6 protein-coding genes are annotated in these 17,017 nt (G+C 43.5%); 3 read left to right on the top strand and 3 right to left on the bottom strand.

Annotated elements, in window-relative coordinates:
• The first annotated feature begins 84 nt into the window (after window positions 1-84).
• Entirely contained in the window at window positions 85-207 is a 123-nt protein-coding gene (locus tag E5S67_RS34640) for an IS1 family transposase (RefSeq protein WP_172184593.1), read from the top strand.
• A gap of 705 nt (window positions 208-912) precedes the next feature.
• On the top strand, window positions 913-6,591 hold the full coding sequence (locus E5S67_RS00975; protein ID WP_172184591.1) for a trifunctional serine/threonine-protein kinase/ATP-binding protein/sensor histidine kinase: 5,679 nt from the start codon (window positions 913-915) through the stop codon (window positions 6,589-6,591).
• A gap of 56 nt (window positions 6,592-6,647) precedes the next feature.
• Here the strand turns inward: E5S67_RS00975 and E5S67_RS00970 are convergent, their stop codons facing one another.
• The 3 genes from E5S67_RS00970 to E5S67_RS00960 are packed head-to-tail and all read right to left on the bottom strand — an operon-like array spanning window position 6,648 to window position 10,637.
• Complete coding sequence (locus E5S67_RS00970) at window positions 6,648-8,393, bottom strand: aconitase/3-isopropylmalate dehydratase large subunit family protein (RefSeq protein WP_172184589.1); 1,746 nt, start codon at window positions 8,391-8,393, stop codon at window positions 6,648-6,650.
• Between the two features lie 5 nt (window positions 8,394-8,398).
• Window positions 8,399-9,460, bottom strand: a complete 1,062-nt coding sequence (gene leuB / locus E5S67_RS00965; RefSeq protein ID WP_172184587.1) for a 3-isopropylmalate dehydrogenase — start codon at window positions 9,458-9,460, stop codon at window positions 8,399-8,401.
• Window positions 9,453-10,637 (bottom strand): 2-isopropylmalate synthase, encoded by a 1,185-nt coding sequence (locus tag E5S67_RS00960; protein WP_172184585.1) that lies wholly within the window; start codon window positions 10,635-10,637, stop codon window positions 9,453-9,455. Before E5S67_RS00960 ends, leuB begins: the two co-directional genes overlap by 8 nt.
• Window positions 10,638-11,236: 599 nt before the next feature.
• On the opposite strand from E5S67_RS00960, the gene E5S67_RS00955 reads away from it, so the two are divergent.
• On the top strand, window positions 11,237-17,017 hold the full coding sequence (locus E5S67_RS00955; RefSeq protein WP_172184583.1) for a non-ribosomal peptide synthetase: 5,781 nt from the start codon (window positions 11,237-11,239) through the stop codon (window positions 17,015-17,017).

Here is a 17,017-nt window from a genome sequence, read left to right as displayed (position 1 = left end):
AGGAAAAAGACAAGGTTTTTCCGGTAGTCTCCTAGAAGTAATGATGCTAGATTAGCAGTAGTTCTTGCTAATATATCCCTGACAATGCCTCTTTGTCCTAACTGTTCTTCTTGCCAGACAGTCAAAAACGGTCGCATTCACAACAGTAAACAGCGGTTTAAGTGTGTTAAGTGCGATCGGCCATTTGTAGAACATCCGCATTCATAAGGTGATTGAGCAGGAGACACGAGAACTAATTGATCGATTGTTGTTAGAACGTATTTCACTTGCCGGGATTGCTCGTGCGATCCTGATTTCTCAGCAATGGCTCCAACCCTACGTTAATAAGAAATATGCTGGGGTACCCCGAAGGGTGGATTGAAGCCGTAGGAAAAGCGAGTTATTTACCTGTCTCCTTTTTCTCCCAATTTAAATCCGATTAAAAGCAGAAGAGTCTCACCTCAAAGAAGATCTACGTTGGGTTGGTACACGTAAGTAATTACACCTGAGAGTCAGCACTTGTGGACGGACTCGACTCGATCGCTCTCACATCTCTCACAAATTGGTTCACTCGTTGTAGTTACTGTACCTCATACGGTTGAAAACCGCTATAAACGAAGGTGGGCGGGGCGGGTTTTAAAAGGGCAAAATCTCTCCTAGCGATGATTACGGGCTAAACCCGCCCCACAGACCATTTATATTGTTTTGCGCCTATCTACTTAGCTGGGGGATGTGTTATCATCAAAAATATAAAACTTAGATAAAAAGGGTAATATGTTTTACAAAAGTTCAGACTTTTTTAAGATACTTAACGAAAAAATACTTTTTTCTAGTTTCAATATTAATTAAAGAAACAAAACAATATTTAGCCAAACTGCCCCCACTATTTACTTTCGCACAGCATCAAATACTGTTAACAGAGATACAATATTTATGAATATCAAGGCAAATTACAAACTAATAGAAAAAATTAGTGAAGGTTTAAATACAGTAGTTTATCGCGCAGAGAGGAGGGAAGATCAGACTGCTGTGATTATCAAAGCCCTGATCGCAGAATATCCTACTCTCGAAGAGATTATGCAATTGAGACATGAATATGAAATCTCCCGACATCTCAATTTAGAAGGTATTGTCAAGCCCTATGGATTGGAAAATCATCATCATGGTCTAGCACTGATATTGGAAGATTCAAAAGGAGAAGCCCTCAAAAACTTTTTGAATGGTCGCAAACTTGAACTCAAAGAGTTCTTAAAAATTGCAATTCAGTTAGCAGATACTCTGGGTAAGTTGCATGATAACAAAATTATTCATAAAGATATTAAGCCGACAAATATCATCATTACTCCTGCTACGTTAGAAGTAAAAATTACTGACTTTAGCATTGCCACGCGCTTGTCTAGAGAAACCCAAGCACTCAGCCATCCCACTTTACTAGAAGGCACAATCGCCTATATCTCGCCAGAGCAAACAGGGCGAATGAATCGCTCAATTGACTATCGGACAGACTTCTACTCTTTAGGTATCACATTCTATGAAATGCTGTGCGGTGAATTACCATTTAAGGCTACAGAGCCGATGGAATTAGTTCACTGCCACATCGCGAAACAGCCGACCCCACTCTGGGAAATTATGGCAAAAGAGCAAAACAGCAGACTAGAATTTACGAGCGATAATCCCACATCTAAAATTCAAAATGGTAAGATTATCAAAGCAATTTGTAACATAGTGATGAAATTATTAGCCAAAACTGCTGAAGATAGATATCAAAGTGGTTATGGTCTGAAAGCGGATCTAGAACAATGTCTAAATCAATTACAACAAACTGGCACAAATTCTAACTTCATTCCGGGTGAGCGTGATAAGTCCGGTCAATTTCTCATCCCACAAAAACTGTACGGACGAGAAACACAAGTAGCCACTCTAATGGATGCTTTTGATAGAGTTAGTGCTGGAACAGCCGAGGTCGTGCTAGTTTCCGGTTACTCAGGAATAGGTAAATCTTGCTTAGTTTATGAAATCCACAAACCCATTGTCGGAGCAAGGGGTTATTTTATCGCAGGTAAGTTTGACCAATTTAAACGGAATATTCCCTATGGAGCCTTAATAGAAGCTTTTGAAGAACTAATTCGCCAAGTATTAACAGAAAGCCGGGAAAAAATCCACTTTTGGAAACAGAAGATTTTAAATGATTTAGGCAAAAATACTAGAGTTATAATTGACGTTATTCCCGAATTGGAATTGATCGTTGGTGAGCAACCAGAAGTTTCTAAATTAGGAGCCAGCGAATCACAAAACCGTTTCAATCTTGCCTTTAAACAATTCATTCATGTTTTTACCCAAAAAGCACATCCGCTAGTTTTATTTTTAGATGATTTACAGTGGGCAGATTCTGCTTCTTTGAAATTGATTCATGTGCTGCTAACTGACCCAGATAGCCAATATTTATTGGTGATTGGAGCCTATCGAGATAACGAAGTCAGCCCAACTCATCCTTTAATGCAGACTTTAGATAGTATTTATTCATACGGAGCAATAATAAATAAGATCGTCCTCCAACCGTTGACACTTAGTACAGTAAATCAATTAGTTGCTGACACCTTGGGTGACAACTGCTCGTCAGCAGTCCCCCCTGTTACTTGTTTTTCCGAGCAACACGGAGGAATTGAGCAAGAAAGTTTGCTTGCTAAAAACAATAACAATGAAATAAAAAAGTGCAAGTTATTAGCTGAGTTAGTTTACAATAAAACTCAAGGCAATCCCTTTTTTACAACTCAACTGCTCACCTCTCTTTACGCAGAAAAACTGTTGACATTTGACTTCAGGATGGGCAGATGGCAGTGGGATATGGGGCAAATTCAAAGTCTTGCGATCGCAGATTATAATGTCGTCGAACTCATAGCCAAGAACATTCAAAAACTGCCTCCAGACACCCAGAAAGTTTTAAAGTTAGCAGCTTGTATTGGCAACAGGTTTAATTTAGAAATTTTAGCAATAGTAAGTGAAAAATCTATATCAGAAACGGCATCTGCTTTATGGGATGGGCTTCAGGAAGCCCTAGTTTTACCCATCGGGGAAAGTGCCTCTAAACTTCCTTTACTCTTCAATAGTAATGAGTCATTGGTAATGGGTAGTGGTCAAGGAACCCAATCAGAAATTAATACTTACAAAGTATCCTACAAATTTTTGCACGATCGCGTGCAGCAAGCGGCTTATTCTCTGATTCCTTCTGAGGAGCAAAAAGCTACGCACCTAAAAATTGGTCAACTACTATTAAAGAATACACCTCAAGAGGCACTAGAAGAAAATGTCTTTGATATAGTTAATCAGCTAAATATCGGAGTAGAATTCATTACCGATCGAGAAGAAAAATACAAGCTGGCTCAATTAAATTTAATAGCGGGTCGAAAAGCCAAAGCAGCGTCAGCTTATGAAGCTGCGGTCATGCAATTAAGAGTAGGGTTAAAACTCTTAGCAGAAAACAGTTGGCAGAGTAACTACGATCTGACTCTAGCACTATATGTAGAAGCGGTAGAAGCAGAATATCTCAATACCAATTACGAAAAGTCAGCTACTCTTGCTGAAGTTGTTCTGCAACAAGCTAGCACCCTGCTCGAAAGAGTGAAAGTATACGAGCTACAAATCCAGTTTTATATGGCTCAAAATCAGATGTTAAAAGCCATTGATACTGGTATGGAAGTGCTGGATATGCTGGGTGTTGCCTTGTCAAATGACGAAGGTGACGGGGGTTTTGTGGTTGAGTTGCCAGAGCTCACGGATTTGGACAATATCCCAGAAATGACAGACCCTTACAAGATAGCGGCTTTAAGGATACTGATGTCCCTTGTTTCTCCTGCTTACGCTGCTAAACCCGAAATTTTGTCCCTGCTTGCAGTAACTCTAGTTAAAATCTGTGTGGAACACGGTCATTCCCCTCTTGCCGCTTTTTCGTATGTTTTTTATAGCATAATACTGTGTTCAGCAATCGGAGAAATAGATGCTGGATATCATGCAGGTAAGCTAGCGTTAAAGCTGTTGGATAAATTTAACGCCAATTCGCTTAAATGTAAAGTCTACGAATTATTTAACGGTTTTGTCGTACATTGGAAAGAGCCTGCTAAAGAAGCCTTACCATTCTTAATATCGGGGTTGCAAAGTGGACTGGAAACCGGAGATATAGAATATGCTGGTTATTGTATTACTGTCTATTGTGCCAGCATATTTCTGACTGGGGAACGATTAGAAATTGTAGAAGAGGAACAAGAGCAATATCTTGATTTAGCACTCAAACTAAAACAAGACTATTCTATTTATTACATCCAGATATTTCACCAATTGACGCTAAATCTTCAAAATGAGGCTGAGGGCAAATGTCAGTTGGTGGGCAAAACTTTTAATGAAACACAAATGCTGCCTGTTTTTATTGAAACTAACAATAGGATTTTACTGTTTATTACTTATCTCGCCAAGACGATTCTCTTTTATATGTTTAAAGATTCTAAAAATGCCGTTACCAGCGCTACTTCAGCAGCAGAACACGCAGTCAGCGTAATGGGTATGGTAGTTTCTGCTCCTCACAACTTCTACTATTCGCTGGCTCTCCTCGCTGTTTATCCTCAAGCTTCACACGCCGAACAACAACAATACATCAACTTAATAGAATCTAATCAACAACAAATGCAGAAATGGGCATTTCATGCCCCCTTTAACTTTCAGCATAAGTATGAACTTGTGGAAGCAGAGAAAGCTCGTGTCTTAGGGCAAATTGTAGAAGCAATGGAATATTATGACCGAGCTATAGCAGGAGCTAAAGAACAAGGATACATTCAGGAAGAAGCACTAGCATCGGAACTAGCAGCAGAGTTTTATTTCTCCCTCGGCAGAGACAAGTTTGCTCAAATTTATCTAACACAAGCTTACTACGGGTATATTCGTTGGGGAGCTAAAACTAAAGTTAAAGATTTAGAGTCTAGATATCCTTTGGTATTTTCCAAGATGCTGATGCGAGAATCCATAGGCATAGAGATTAATAGAACAACAACATCGACCACGGGAGGAAGTTCGGCGGTTTTGGATTTGTCCACTGTGAACAAAGCCTCTCTGGCCTTGGCTGAAGAAATAGTTCTTGATAAGTTGCTAGATAAGTTACTTAAAATTGTGATGGAAAATGCTGGAGCTACAACAGGATGCCTGATCTTAGAAAAAGATGAAAAGTTAGTGATAGAAGCTACAGGTGTTGTGGATAGAGATGTGGTTGTATTGTGTTCAGAATCACCCGTAGAAAACAGTGAGAATCTGCCCATTACCATAATTAATTATGTAGGAATAACTAAAGCAAATGTGGTTTTAAATGATGCAGCAGTTTCACAAAGATTCATAAACGATCCTTACATCATAAAAACCCAACCCAAGTCAATATTATCTATGCCTATTATAAATCAAGGCAAGCTAATTGGTATTCTTTACTTGGAAAATAATATAACAACTGGTGCCTTTACAATGGAAAGGCTGGAATTATTAAAAATACTTTCTTCACAGATAGCTATATCCCTTAAAAATGCGATGCTCTATGGGAGATTGGAAACCGCTACTCAAAACTTGAAAACAGCTAATGAACAATTAGAGGATTACAACCAAACGCTTGAACAAAAAGTAGAAGAGAGGACTCAGCAATTAAAACAAAAAAATAGCCTGCTGAGAGAACAAGCAATTCAACTTGAACTTACCCTAAAAGAATTGCAAGCGACACAGACTCAGCTAATTCAAACTGAAAAAATGTCAAGCCTGGGGCAAATGGTTGCTGGTATCGCTCACGAAATTAACAACCCAATTAACTTTATATACGGCAATCTTACCCCCGCTAGCGACTATTTTCATGACTTGCTGGGGTTGCTGAATCTCTATCAGGCTCAATTGCCTAATGCAACTCCTGAAATTCTGAATTTTGCAGAAAGTATCGATTTGGAATTCTTAATTTCCGATTTTCCTAGGCTGCTTGAGTCGCTCCAGCAAGGGGCAGAACGCATCCGCCAGATTGTCTTGTCGCTGCGAAATTTCTCGCGATTGGATGAGGCGGGAATGAAACGAGTAGATATTCATGAAGGGCTCGATAGCACTCTGCTATTGTTGCAAAATCAGCTAAAAGCTAAGCCCGACCATCCTGGAATTGAAATTATTAAAGAGTATGGTCAGATCCCTGAAATAGAATGTTATGCCGGCTTCCTGAACCAAGCATTTATGAATATACTCAGCAATGCGATTGATGCTATAGAGGAATCATTAGTGACTTCTCGTATAGCATCAATCCACAATAAAAAATCACAAGTTCGTATTCGTACCAGACTCATAAATACTAACCAAGTAGAGATTCGGATTGCCGACAATGGAGCGGGGATGACAGAGGAAGTAAGCCAGAAGATTTTTGACCCATTCTTTACTACAAAACGTGTCGGCTCTGGCACTGGTTTGGGATTGGCTATTAGCTACCAGATTGTAGTAGAAAAACATCATGGTAAGCTAACTTGTATTTCAGCGCCAGGAAATGGAGCGGAGTTTGTGATTGAGATCCCAATCAAGCACGGAACTCAGCAAGCTAGTAAGCCATCACCTATTTAACTTGTATAATGTGGAAGCTAAAACCCTGGTATAGTCTAGAGCGATTTGGTGGAAAATTAGATGAGCGAGAGCTTATTAGCGATTACCTTCTCTTCAGTGAGTCGAGCGCTAATTTTCCCCTCAACTGCCGAAATAGCTACCACGCGAGGAGAAGCTAAATAGTTCTTCGCAGTTGGATCGCCGCTTCGCCCTTTAAAATTCCGGTTGGTAGCATAAACACCCGTCTCCTCCTTACCTAACACTCCAAGTCCAGCATTAATACAAGCCCCACAGCCTGATTTGAGAACTGTAGCTCCCGCCGCTTCAAATATTTGCATATACCCTAAATTTTCAGCCCTTTGCCGCACCTGTAAGGAAGCTGGCACAATAAAAAGGCTTACACCAGAGGCTACATGACGGCCTTTAAGTACCTCAGCAGCTTGAGCCAGATCGAAAAGTTTCCCCCCCGTGCAAGAGCCAATAAAAGCCTTAGTAATAGGCACTTCTCCTAACTCACTAATTCCAACTACTTGGTCTGGTTTAGGAGGACAAGCTACCTGTGGTTCTAAATCGCTTAAATCAAACTGATAGATATCTTCATAATCAGCATCCAGGTCACTAACAACTTCCTCAAATGAATCTTGACCACAGCTTTGCAAATATTGGCGAGTTGTGGCATCAGGAGGAATTAACCCACACATCGCACCGCACTCGATCGCCATATTAGATAAAGTCATGCGTTCTTCCATTGGCATCTGATCGATAATACTGCCTCGGAATTCCATCACCTTACCCGCAGCACCGTCACAACCAATTTTGCCAAGGATAAACAGAATAATATCCTTAGCAGTAATATATTTGATCGAAGTTCCTTCAAGTTTAAAAAGTAGGGTTGGAGGAACCCGCACCCACATATCCCCCATTGCAAAAATATTTGCCATATCCGTCGTTCCCACACCAGTGGAAAAACATCCAAAAGCCCCATAAGTGCAAGTGTGAGAGTCCGTCCCCGCCACAATAGTACCTGGATGAATAAAACCCTTTTCCGGTAGCAAAACGTGACAAATACCCGCAGCTTCTCCAGGCGAAACTACATCTAATAAATGGCAGCCTTGCGATCGCGCAAACTGCACCATTTCCGAATATAGTAAGGTAGCTTTAGGATCTACTCGCACATCGTTAACTTGGATAAAGTGATCTGCTACTAAAACAACCCGGTTGACATCCCAAAGTTTGGCATCTTCCCCAAAATGCTCGTAAAAAACCTTAGCAACTGGTCCAGCTACAGCATCGTGAGACATCGCTAGATCGACCTGAACAAAAACTGTTTCACCCGGCTGTACATAATCATTTCCAGAAGCGCGTGCCAAAAGTTTTTCTGCCATAGTCATTGCCCTAGCAGAAGTTATACTTTTAGGAATAGAAATTTGACCTTTTTGTCGCTTTTGGTTAAAAGGAATTAAACCACCTGCCCTCACAATAGCTTCAACTACTGGATGATTTTGAGGTTGGGAATAAATTTCTAAAACCAGACCAATATTGATACTATTGCGGTAGAATATCTCCGCAAAAGAGTGGGCGCTGACTTTTTTAATACCAGCAGCTTTAATAGCAATAGGGGCGTGTTCCCGACTTGAACCGCAGCCGAAATTGTGTCCGGCTTCAATTTCGTCATAGCCCAGAAGAGTGCCTTCACCGATTAGATGTTCAAAAGCATACTGTTTTAAATACTCGGGATCGGCAGTAGTACACCGTTTAGCTGGTATAATATCGTCTGTATTAATATCATCCTCAAGAATCAACACTTTTGGTTCAGTTTTCATAAGTTTTATTCCTCCTTATTTGCCAAAGCTAGTTCAGAGAGTTGTTGAATTATAAGCTCAGTTAAAGTTTTTGTGTTCACCAAGGTTTCTTGACCTTGGGGAGCTAAGTCAGCCGTGCGGTAGCCCAAAGCTAAAACTCCTTTCATAGCTTGAATTAAGCGAGTAGCAGCATGAGTTTCTCCCCACTGCTGGAGCATTAATACAACTGCTCCCATCGTTCCTAAAGGATTAGCAATACCCATCCCAGCAATATCTTGTGCTGTACCGTGTATAGCCTCATAAAGACCGAATCCTCGCTCGTTAATACTAGCAGAGGGTAATAAGCCTATGGAACCTACTAATGCCCCTCCTATATCGCTGAGAATATCCCCAAATAGATTTCCAGCTAGAATAACATCAAATCGCTTCGGCTCCCGTACCAGTTGCATAGCTAAGTTATCTACTAACATAGGTTCCACTACAACATCAGGGAAATGCTTGGCTTCCTCCTGCACTAAACAGCTCCAAGGTATTTGTGGGAGAGCATTTTCCTTGTGGGCAACGGTGAGCAACCCTCGGCGCTCTTTAGCCTTTTTGAGAGCGACTCTAGCAATGCGGCCAATTTGCCAATCGTAGTATTTCATTGTGTGATAGCCATAACAGCCATTATCGTCTTGCTCTCGTCCCGATGGGCCAAAATATATTCCGCTTACCAATTCCCTCACAAACAATATATCGAGTCCTTGAATCTTTTGGGGCTGGAGGCTAGATTTATTCAATAAAGTTTCAAAGGGACACACAGGGCGAAGGTTGATAAAGAAGTCAAAGTGTTGGCGGAGTTCGAGAATACCACCCTTCGTCACTGCTCCGAACAAAATCCCATCAGACTCTTCACATATTTGTGCCGTTTGTGCGGGGAAAAATTTTCCAAATTCCTCGAAGGCGGGTTGTCCGATTAAGGCATAATTTATAACTAGAGAAAACCCTTCTAGTTGTGCTAAATGCTGGAGAACTTTTAAGGAAGCGTCTACTACTTCTGGCCCAATTCCTTCGCCGGGGAGAACTACCACGCGATATAGCTCATTCATTAAAAAATCCTTGCTTGAATAGCTCGACTATTTCTTCAGGCGAAAAACAACGCTCCTCTTGAATGGAAAAAGATTTAATTTTATCTCGCATTCGGTTATATTCTTGAGGCGAGAAAGGTTGGTTTAATTGCTTCTCGAAAAGGTACTGGAAATTGCTGGCTCCACTGCATTTCCCAAACCAAATTTCCGGTGAGGCGTGAGGAAAGACGTGGTAGCTATCGGGGTCGCGTAAAAAGCCATTTACATGAATGCCGCTTTCGTGACGAAAGGCAGCTTTAGAGTAAGGGGGAGCGGGTCGAGCTCCTAGAGAATCTAGATAGTTTGTTACTTGGGCTAGCGCTTCATAATCAATGCCCTCTACTTCTATTCCAAAGCGCCATCTAAGCCCATTTAAAACTTGCTCTAGTGGGATATTTCCTGCCCGTTCGCCGATACCTAGAAATGTGCCGGAAATCATTGAAGCTCCCGCGATGACAGCTTGAAGGGTATTTTCGAGAGCCATGCCTAAGTCATTATGGAAATGCACTCCCAAAGCAGCATTATCGGTGAATTCTAAGAGGTCGCGAACCCATACATAAGTTTTCTCTGGAGTGAGGATTCCCATTGTGTCGCAGAGGACAAAGTGTTGGATGTAAGGTTGGAATGAGCGAATGCACTCCACTAAAAAGTTAAAATCGGCGCGGCTGGCATCTTCGGCTGCAAACTCTACTTTTAAACCAATTTCTGGACTCGTCGCGTAACGCAGATTTTCCAAAACTTTATTAATCATATTCTGGCGGACGCGGCGAACAAGTGCATTAGGGAGATTGTCATCCTCTATTTTCTCTGGGGGCGCTGTTAAATTGCGAACTTCTGTATCTCTTAAAAGCAAAAGACGGTCTGAAACGGCATAGAAGAGAATTATTCGTTCTACTCCGCAGGCTAAAGCCTGGTCGATAAATTGTTTGCCAACCATTGTGGCAGCCATCATAATGCTCCCATTACCTTCTGCCACCAAGGTTTTTAGTAAATGTTCTTCAGTTTCGTGAACTGCTGGCATTATGTCTATTTGATTGACTCCAGTTTGCCTGATGAGCTTAGCTAAAGTTTTTTTAGTTTCGTAAGGGAAGAAAAGACCAGCTTGCTGTTCGCCATCCCGGAGGGTTTCGTCAGAAATGATTAAGGGAAGTGTAGACATATTGTTAATCCGCAAAAATGGATAGTAATTTTTACGAGTATCAATTGAGAGTTTACATTTCTTTTTTATTGCTCTTCTATAGTATCCCATTTTTTTCATTACTGTAACTTATATTTCAAAAAGATTTGGTAAAGTTTGGTCGCTTCAATATGAAGAAAATTTAGTGCAAGTACCGAATTCTGCCTCAGAATACTCTTTATGAGAGCGTTGCTTGATTTCAACCTTGGGCTATCCTAGTTTTTTGACCAAGCTCTCGACGGCTGAAAGCTTTTCACCAATGCGATCGCAGCTTATCTTAGTGCCATTCCGTTATACTGAACACCAAGAAAGCCAGTTTTCATAACTGTAATCGAGATGAAATAGTGACCGAGATCACTGCAAGACTTTTCTCAACAGATATAAGAAATTAATAGATGATAAAAACAAAAAATTAGCGATGTCAGCTATTAACTTTATGGGTTTATACTAGATTATCAGACGCTATCTAAGAAAAATTTACTTAAAGAATTTCATTGTTTTGGGTATGGCGTGATATTGCAGAACAATAGTTACGCCAAGGGTGCAAAAAATCAGTATTACACGATCAAGGGAAGAATAAAATGCTCGGTAATTTCAAGGATGCGTGTATCCACCAGCTATTTGAGTTCCAAGTAAAGCGATCGCCTGACGCTATTGCAGTAATATTTGAAGGGAAGCAGCTAACCTATCAGGATCTCAACTCCCAAGCTAACCAGTTGGCGCATTATCTCAAGACTCTGGCTGTTGGACCAGAGGTACTGGTTGCCGCCTGTGTGGAGCGCTCTTTAGAGATGGTCGTAGGTTTATTGGCTATTCTTAAAGCAGGGGGAGCTTATGTACCATTAGATCCGAATTATCCCCAAAACAGACTGGCATTCATGTTGGAGCATTCCCAAACGCCAGTGTTGCTTACACAACAGCATTTAGTAGCGTCTCTTCCGGAACACCAAGCGCGTGTCATCTGTTTGGATGGGAATCTAGAAACAGTAGATCGCTTCACACAGGAAAACCCAGACAGCGAGGTGACACCGGATAATTTAGCTTATGTGATTTATACATCGGGCTCTACTGGTCAACCCAAGGGAGTCGCGATCGCGCATAGCGGTGCAGTTAATACGCTCATAGATATTAACCAACGTTTTGAAGTCGGAAGTAGCGATCGCGTTTTAGCTCTATCTTCCCTCAGCTTCGACCTATCTGTATATGACATTTTTGGCTTGCTGGCTGCAGGAGGCACTGTTGTTATCCCTAAAGTATCAGCAACGCCAGATCCAGCTCACTGGGTAGATGCGATCGCGCAAGCACAAGTCACCATCTGGAACTCCGCACCCGCCTTGATGCAGATGCTTGTGGATTATGCCGCTGCTCATACCAAAGATTTACCATCATCTCTGCGCTTAGTCCTTCTCAGCGGTGATTGGATACCGCTGACTTTGCCAGATCAAATCAAAGCTTTAATCAAGAGTGAATTGAATCAACCCCTCCCCAACCCTCCCCTTGCTAAAGGGAGGGAGCTAGATGGGACTGAGTTGGCATCTGGTGTAGGCAAACTTTCAACCCCCGCTGTTATCGGCTTAGGAGGTGCAACCGAGGCTTCTATCTGGTCGATTTTATATCCCATCGAAACTGTTGACCCAGCATGGAAAAGCATCCCTTACGGTCGGTCAATGACTAACCAACATTTTTACGTGCTCAACGAAGCAATGGAGCCGTGTCAAGAGGGAGAAGTAGGGGAGCTTTATATTGGGGGAATCGGTTTAGCCAGATGCTATTGGCGAGATGAGGAAAAAACCAGCAAACGCTTCATCACTCATCCTCATACAGGCGATCGCCTATACTGTACAGGGGATCTGGGTCGCTATCTACCCGATGGCAACATTGAGTTTCAAGGCCGCATTGACCATCAAGTTAAAATTCGCGGCTTCCGCATCGAACTCGGCGAGATTGAAGCAGTGCTGGGGCAACACCCAGACTTGCAGGTAGCAGTAGTAGCAGCACAAGAGGATGTACCCGGACAGAAGCGTTTGATAGCTTATGTTGTTTCCAAAGTTACCGCAGAACGTACACCCTTCAAAAGTGAGTGTTTAGCAGAATTTGATGGCGATGGCTCCCTTAAACTACAAACAGAAGACATATCCATCGGTGGTATCGGCGTGGTTGGGGTTCCCGATGATTGGTCAAGAGGTAAGCAGGTTCGTCTGCGCCTCGTACTACCCGGAAATACCGAAGAGCAATGTTTTGAAGGAACTGTCGCTTGGTGTGAGGGAAATCAGGCAGGGATTGAGTTAGCTCTCACACCCACTGAAGAAGCTGTAATTCAGCAGAGCATAGACCATCTCTTAGAAACCCAAGGCTTCTTAAAATTTTTGCAACGCACCGTCGCAGGAAAGTTGCGTAACTTCCTGAAAGATAAGTTGCCCGAATACATGGTGCCCTCCAGCTTTGTGTTCCTGAAAACCTTGCCGCTAACGCCCAACGGCAAAATAGATCGGCAGAAGCTATTAGCGCCTGCGGTTAAAATTTCCGAAGTACGACAAGATTATGTAGCACCTCAAACTCCTGTCGAAGAGGTAGTGGCAGGAATCTGGGCTGAAGTGCTGGGACTAGAGCGAGTCGGTATTCGCGACAACTTCTTAGAATTGGGAGGTCACTCTCTGCTAGTCACGCAGATTGCAACTCGAATGCGAGACACCTTCCAGGTGGAATTACCCTTGCGTACCCTGTTTGAGTCTGCCACAGTAGCGGATCTTGCTCACAATCTGGAAATCGCCAGTCAAAAAGCTCCCATACCCCAGGCTCCGCCAATTCAAGCAATTTCCCGGAACCAGGATTTGCCTCTGTCCTTCAGCCAGCAACAACTGTGGTTTCTATGTCAACTGGCTCCCGATACACCTTTCTATAACGAACCGATTACCATTCGCCTGCCTGGTTCCGTCAATATTGTCGCACTAGAGCGTAGCATCAGCAAAATCATCAAGCGTCACGAAATTTTGCGAACGACCTTTGCTCTGGTAAATGGGCAACCAGTGATGGTGATTCAAGATGCTTTTAATTTTGCTTTGCCAGTGGTGAATCTTGAGGAATTGCCAGAGACAGAACGGGAGACTGAAGCCTTGCGGCTGGCAACTTTGGAAGCGAAGCAGCCTTTTGACCTCGCCCAAGGGCCGCTGATGCGGGCTACTCTCATGCAGTTGGCCGAAACCGATTGCAGGTTGTTCCTAACGACACACCACACTGTGATCGATGCTGTTTCTGTATACAGCGTGTTGTTGAAGGAAGTCGCGGAACTCTACACCGCCTTTTCTTTAGGCTTGCCATCGCCCCTCCCAGAACTGCCGATTCAGTTTGCGGACTTTGCCTACTGGCAGCGGCAATGGCTACAGGGCGAGGTTCTGGTAAACCAACTCAGGTACTGGAAGCAGCAACTAGCAGATTTGCCAACACTGCAACTGCCGACTGACCGCTCGCGATCGCTAGTGCAGACTTTTCGGGGTGCGAGGCAATGTCTAGCCCTACCTCTGAGCCTAACCGAGATGCTTAAGGAGTTGAGTCGTAAGGAGGGTGTCACTCTGTTTATGACTTTGATGGCAGCGTTCCAGACCTTGCTCTACCGCTATACGGGGCACAACGACATTCCTGTAGGCACTGTCGCCAACATCCGCAACCGACAAGAGCTAGAGGGGATGATTGGTTACTTCCTCAACACTTTAGTGATCCGTACAGACCTTTCTGGCAACCCCAGTTTTGAGGAACTGCTGGTGAGGGTACGGGAGGTGACATTAGGGGCTTATGCTCACCAAGAATTGCCTTTCCAAAAGTTAGTGGAAGAAATACAGCCAGAGCGGAATCTGAGCCATAACCCTCTATTTCAAGTCGCGTTTGTCCTAGAACCCCCGCTTGCCAAAATGGATGGGTGGACGATTAGCCAGCTAGATGTCGATACCGGCGCGGCAAAGTTTGATCTGTACCTTGAGCTTGATGAGAGACCATCAGGCATCATTGGTCGCCTTGAGTACAACACTGACTTATTTGATGCTGCGACTATTCGTAGAATGTTGGGAAATTTTCAGACTTTACTGGAAAGCATCGTCGCCAACCCAGAGCAGAAAATCTCGGAGTTACCTCTTTTAACCCAGTTGGAACGGCAGCAATTAGCGGCGTGGAATGATACCGAAACGGATTACCCCAAAGATGTTTGTATACACCAGTTGTTTGAAGAGCAGGTAGAGATCACGCCGGACGCGATCGCATTAGTGTTTGAAGATGAGGAACTTACCTATAAAGAGCTGAATCAACGAGCTAATCAGTTAGCACATCATCTCCGCAATTTGGGTGTAGGGCCAGAGGTATTGGTGGGCATCTGTGTAGAGCGTTCCTTGGAAATGGTAGTGGGACTGTTGGGCATTCTTAAAGCTGGTGGGGCTTATGTGCCGCTAGACCGGGCGTATCCCCCAGAGCGTTTAGCTTTCATGCTAGAAGATGCCTCTGTACCAGTGCTGCTAACTCAGGCACGATTAGTCAAATCTGTTCCCAAACATCAAGGACGTATAGTTTGCCTAGACACAGACTGGGAAATCATTGAGCGACAGAGTGAGGCAAATTTAATCAGTGAGGTGAAGCTCGATAACCTTGCTTATGTCATTTACACCTCGGGCTCTACTGGTAAGCCCAAGGGAGTAGCGATCGAGCATAGCAATGCAGTTGCTCTGTTGGATTGGGCAAAACAAGTCTTTAATCCAGACGATATTGCTGGAGTTTTGGCCTCAACCTCTATTTGCTTTGATCTGTCAGTCTTCGAGCTGTTTGTTCCCCTAAGCTGGGGTGGCAAAGTCATTCTGGCAGAGAACGCATTGCATTTGCCCGCATTGTCCGCCGCTCTAGATGTCACTCTGATCAATACAGTTCCCTCTGCGATCGCTGAGTTACTGAGAATGGAAGGCATACCTTCTTCTGTCGGCACCGTCAACCTGGCGGGTGAACCCCTTCCCAATAAACTCGTACAGCAGGTGTATGAACACAACACAGTGCAAAAGGTCTTCAACCTTTATGGTCCTTCCGAAGACACGACCTATTCCACATATACTTTAGTGAAAAAAGGGGGTAACGATCCACCCTCCATCGGTGGGCCCATTGCCAACACGCAGGTCTATATTCTAGATGCCCAAAAACAACCTGTCCCTATCGGTGTAGCCGGAGAGCTATACATTGGCGGTGCTGGTTTAGCACGGGGCTACCTCAACCGACCCGAACTAACTGCCGAGCGCTTTATTCCTAACCCCTTTAGCAACGAACCGAGCAAGCGCTTGTATAAAACTGGCGACTTAGCCCGCTACCTACCCGACGGCAATATCGAATTTTTAGGCCGCATCGACCATCAAGTAAAAATTCGCGGCTTCCGCATCGAACTCGGCGAGATCGAGACCGTATTGAGCCAACATCCAGATGTAAACGAGTCTCTAGTTATCAACCGTGAGGATGCCTCCGGCAACCAGCGCCTAGTAGCTTATATTACTTCTAACCTCAGACCTGAACGAGTGCCTTATCAGAGTCCGTGTCTGGCAGAATTTGGCGGAAGTCCTGCGGTGGAACTTCGCACAGAAGACATTTCCATTGGTGGTGTCTGCATAATAGGTGTACCAGATGCTTATCAGCCCAGTCAACCCGTCCGCCTGTACCTGCGCCTACCTGGTTTGAGTGAGGAACAATGGTTGGAGGGCAGGATAGTCTGGCGACAAGGACAGCAATGTGGGATTCAGTTCGGCCTCAGCCGGACTGAGCAGGCTCTAGTTCAACAAAGTATAGATTACCTTCTGAAAACTCAGGGCTTTTTGAAAGTTTTGCAACGCACAACAGTCGGGAGCTTGCGGGACTTTCTGAAGCAGAAACTCCCCGACTATATGATCCCTTCGAGTTTGGTATTTTTGAACCATTTGCCGCTCACACCAAACGGCAAAGTAGACCGTAAGGCGCTGCCAGCTCCCGATGCTATTAATCCACAATTGGAAACAACTTATGTTGCACCCCAAACTGATATAGAGCAAGCGATAGCTACAGTTTGGCAACAGGTATTACACCTAGAGAAAGTCGGTGTCGATGATAATTTCTTCGATTTAGGCGGTCATTCATTACTGATGGCTCAGGCTCAGAGTAAACTGAGAGAAGCGATCGACAGAGATGTTTCAATGATGGAGATGTTTAAATATCCAACCATCAGCTCTTTGGCTAAATATTTAAGTGAGGAGCCAGAGGAAAAATCCTCTGTTGGGCAAAGTAGAGAACACATTAAAAAACAAAAAGAAGCAATCAATCGCCAAAAGCAAAAACAGCGCTTGCAAGGAAAGAATAAAAATGGACAACTCTGA

The sequence above is a fragment of the Microcoleus asticus IPMA8 genome, from assembly GCF_013179805.1.
In the GTDB taxonomy this organism is placed as follows: Bacteria; Cyanobacteriota; Cyanobacteriia; order Cyanobacteriales; family Microcoleaceae; genus Microcoleus; species Microcoleus asticus.
The sequence above is the reverse complement of the archived record's forward strand: the minus strand, read 5'-3'. Positions and strand labels throughout refer to the sequence as shown.

Coding starts and splice junctions, on each gene's coding strand:
- E5S67_RS34640 (WP_172184593.1), top strand. CDS start 85: ATGCCTCTTTGTCCTAACTGTTCTTCTTGCCAGACAGTCAAAAACGGT.
- E5S67_RS00975 (WP_172184591.1), top strand. CDS start 913: ATGAATATCAAGGCAAATTACAAACTAATAGAAAAAATTAGTGAAGGT.
- E5S67_RS00970 (WP_172184589.1), bottom strand. CDS start 8,393: ATGAAAACTGAACCAAAAGTGTTGATTCTTGAGGATGATATTAATACA.
- leuB (WP_172184587.1), bottom strand. CDS start 9,460: ATGAATGAGCTATATCGCGTGGTAGTTCTCCCCGGCGAAGGAATTGGG.
- E5S67_RS00960 (WP_172184585.1), bottom strand. CDS start 10,637: ATGTCTACACTTCCCTTAATCATTTCTGACGAAACCCTCCGGGATGGC.
- E5S67_RS00955 (WP_172184583.1), top strand. CDS start 11,237: ATGCTCGGTAATTTCAAGGATGCGTGTATCCACCAGCTATTTGAGTTC.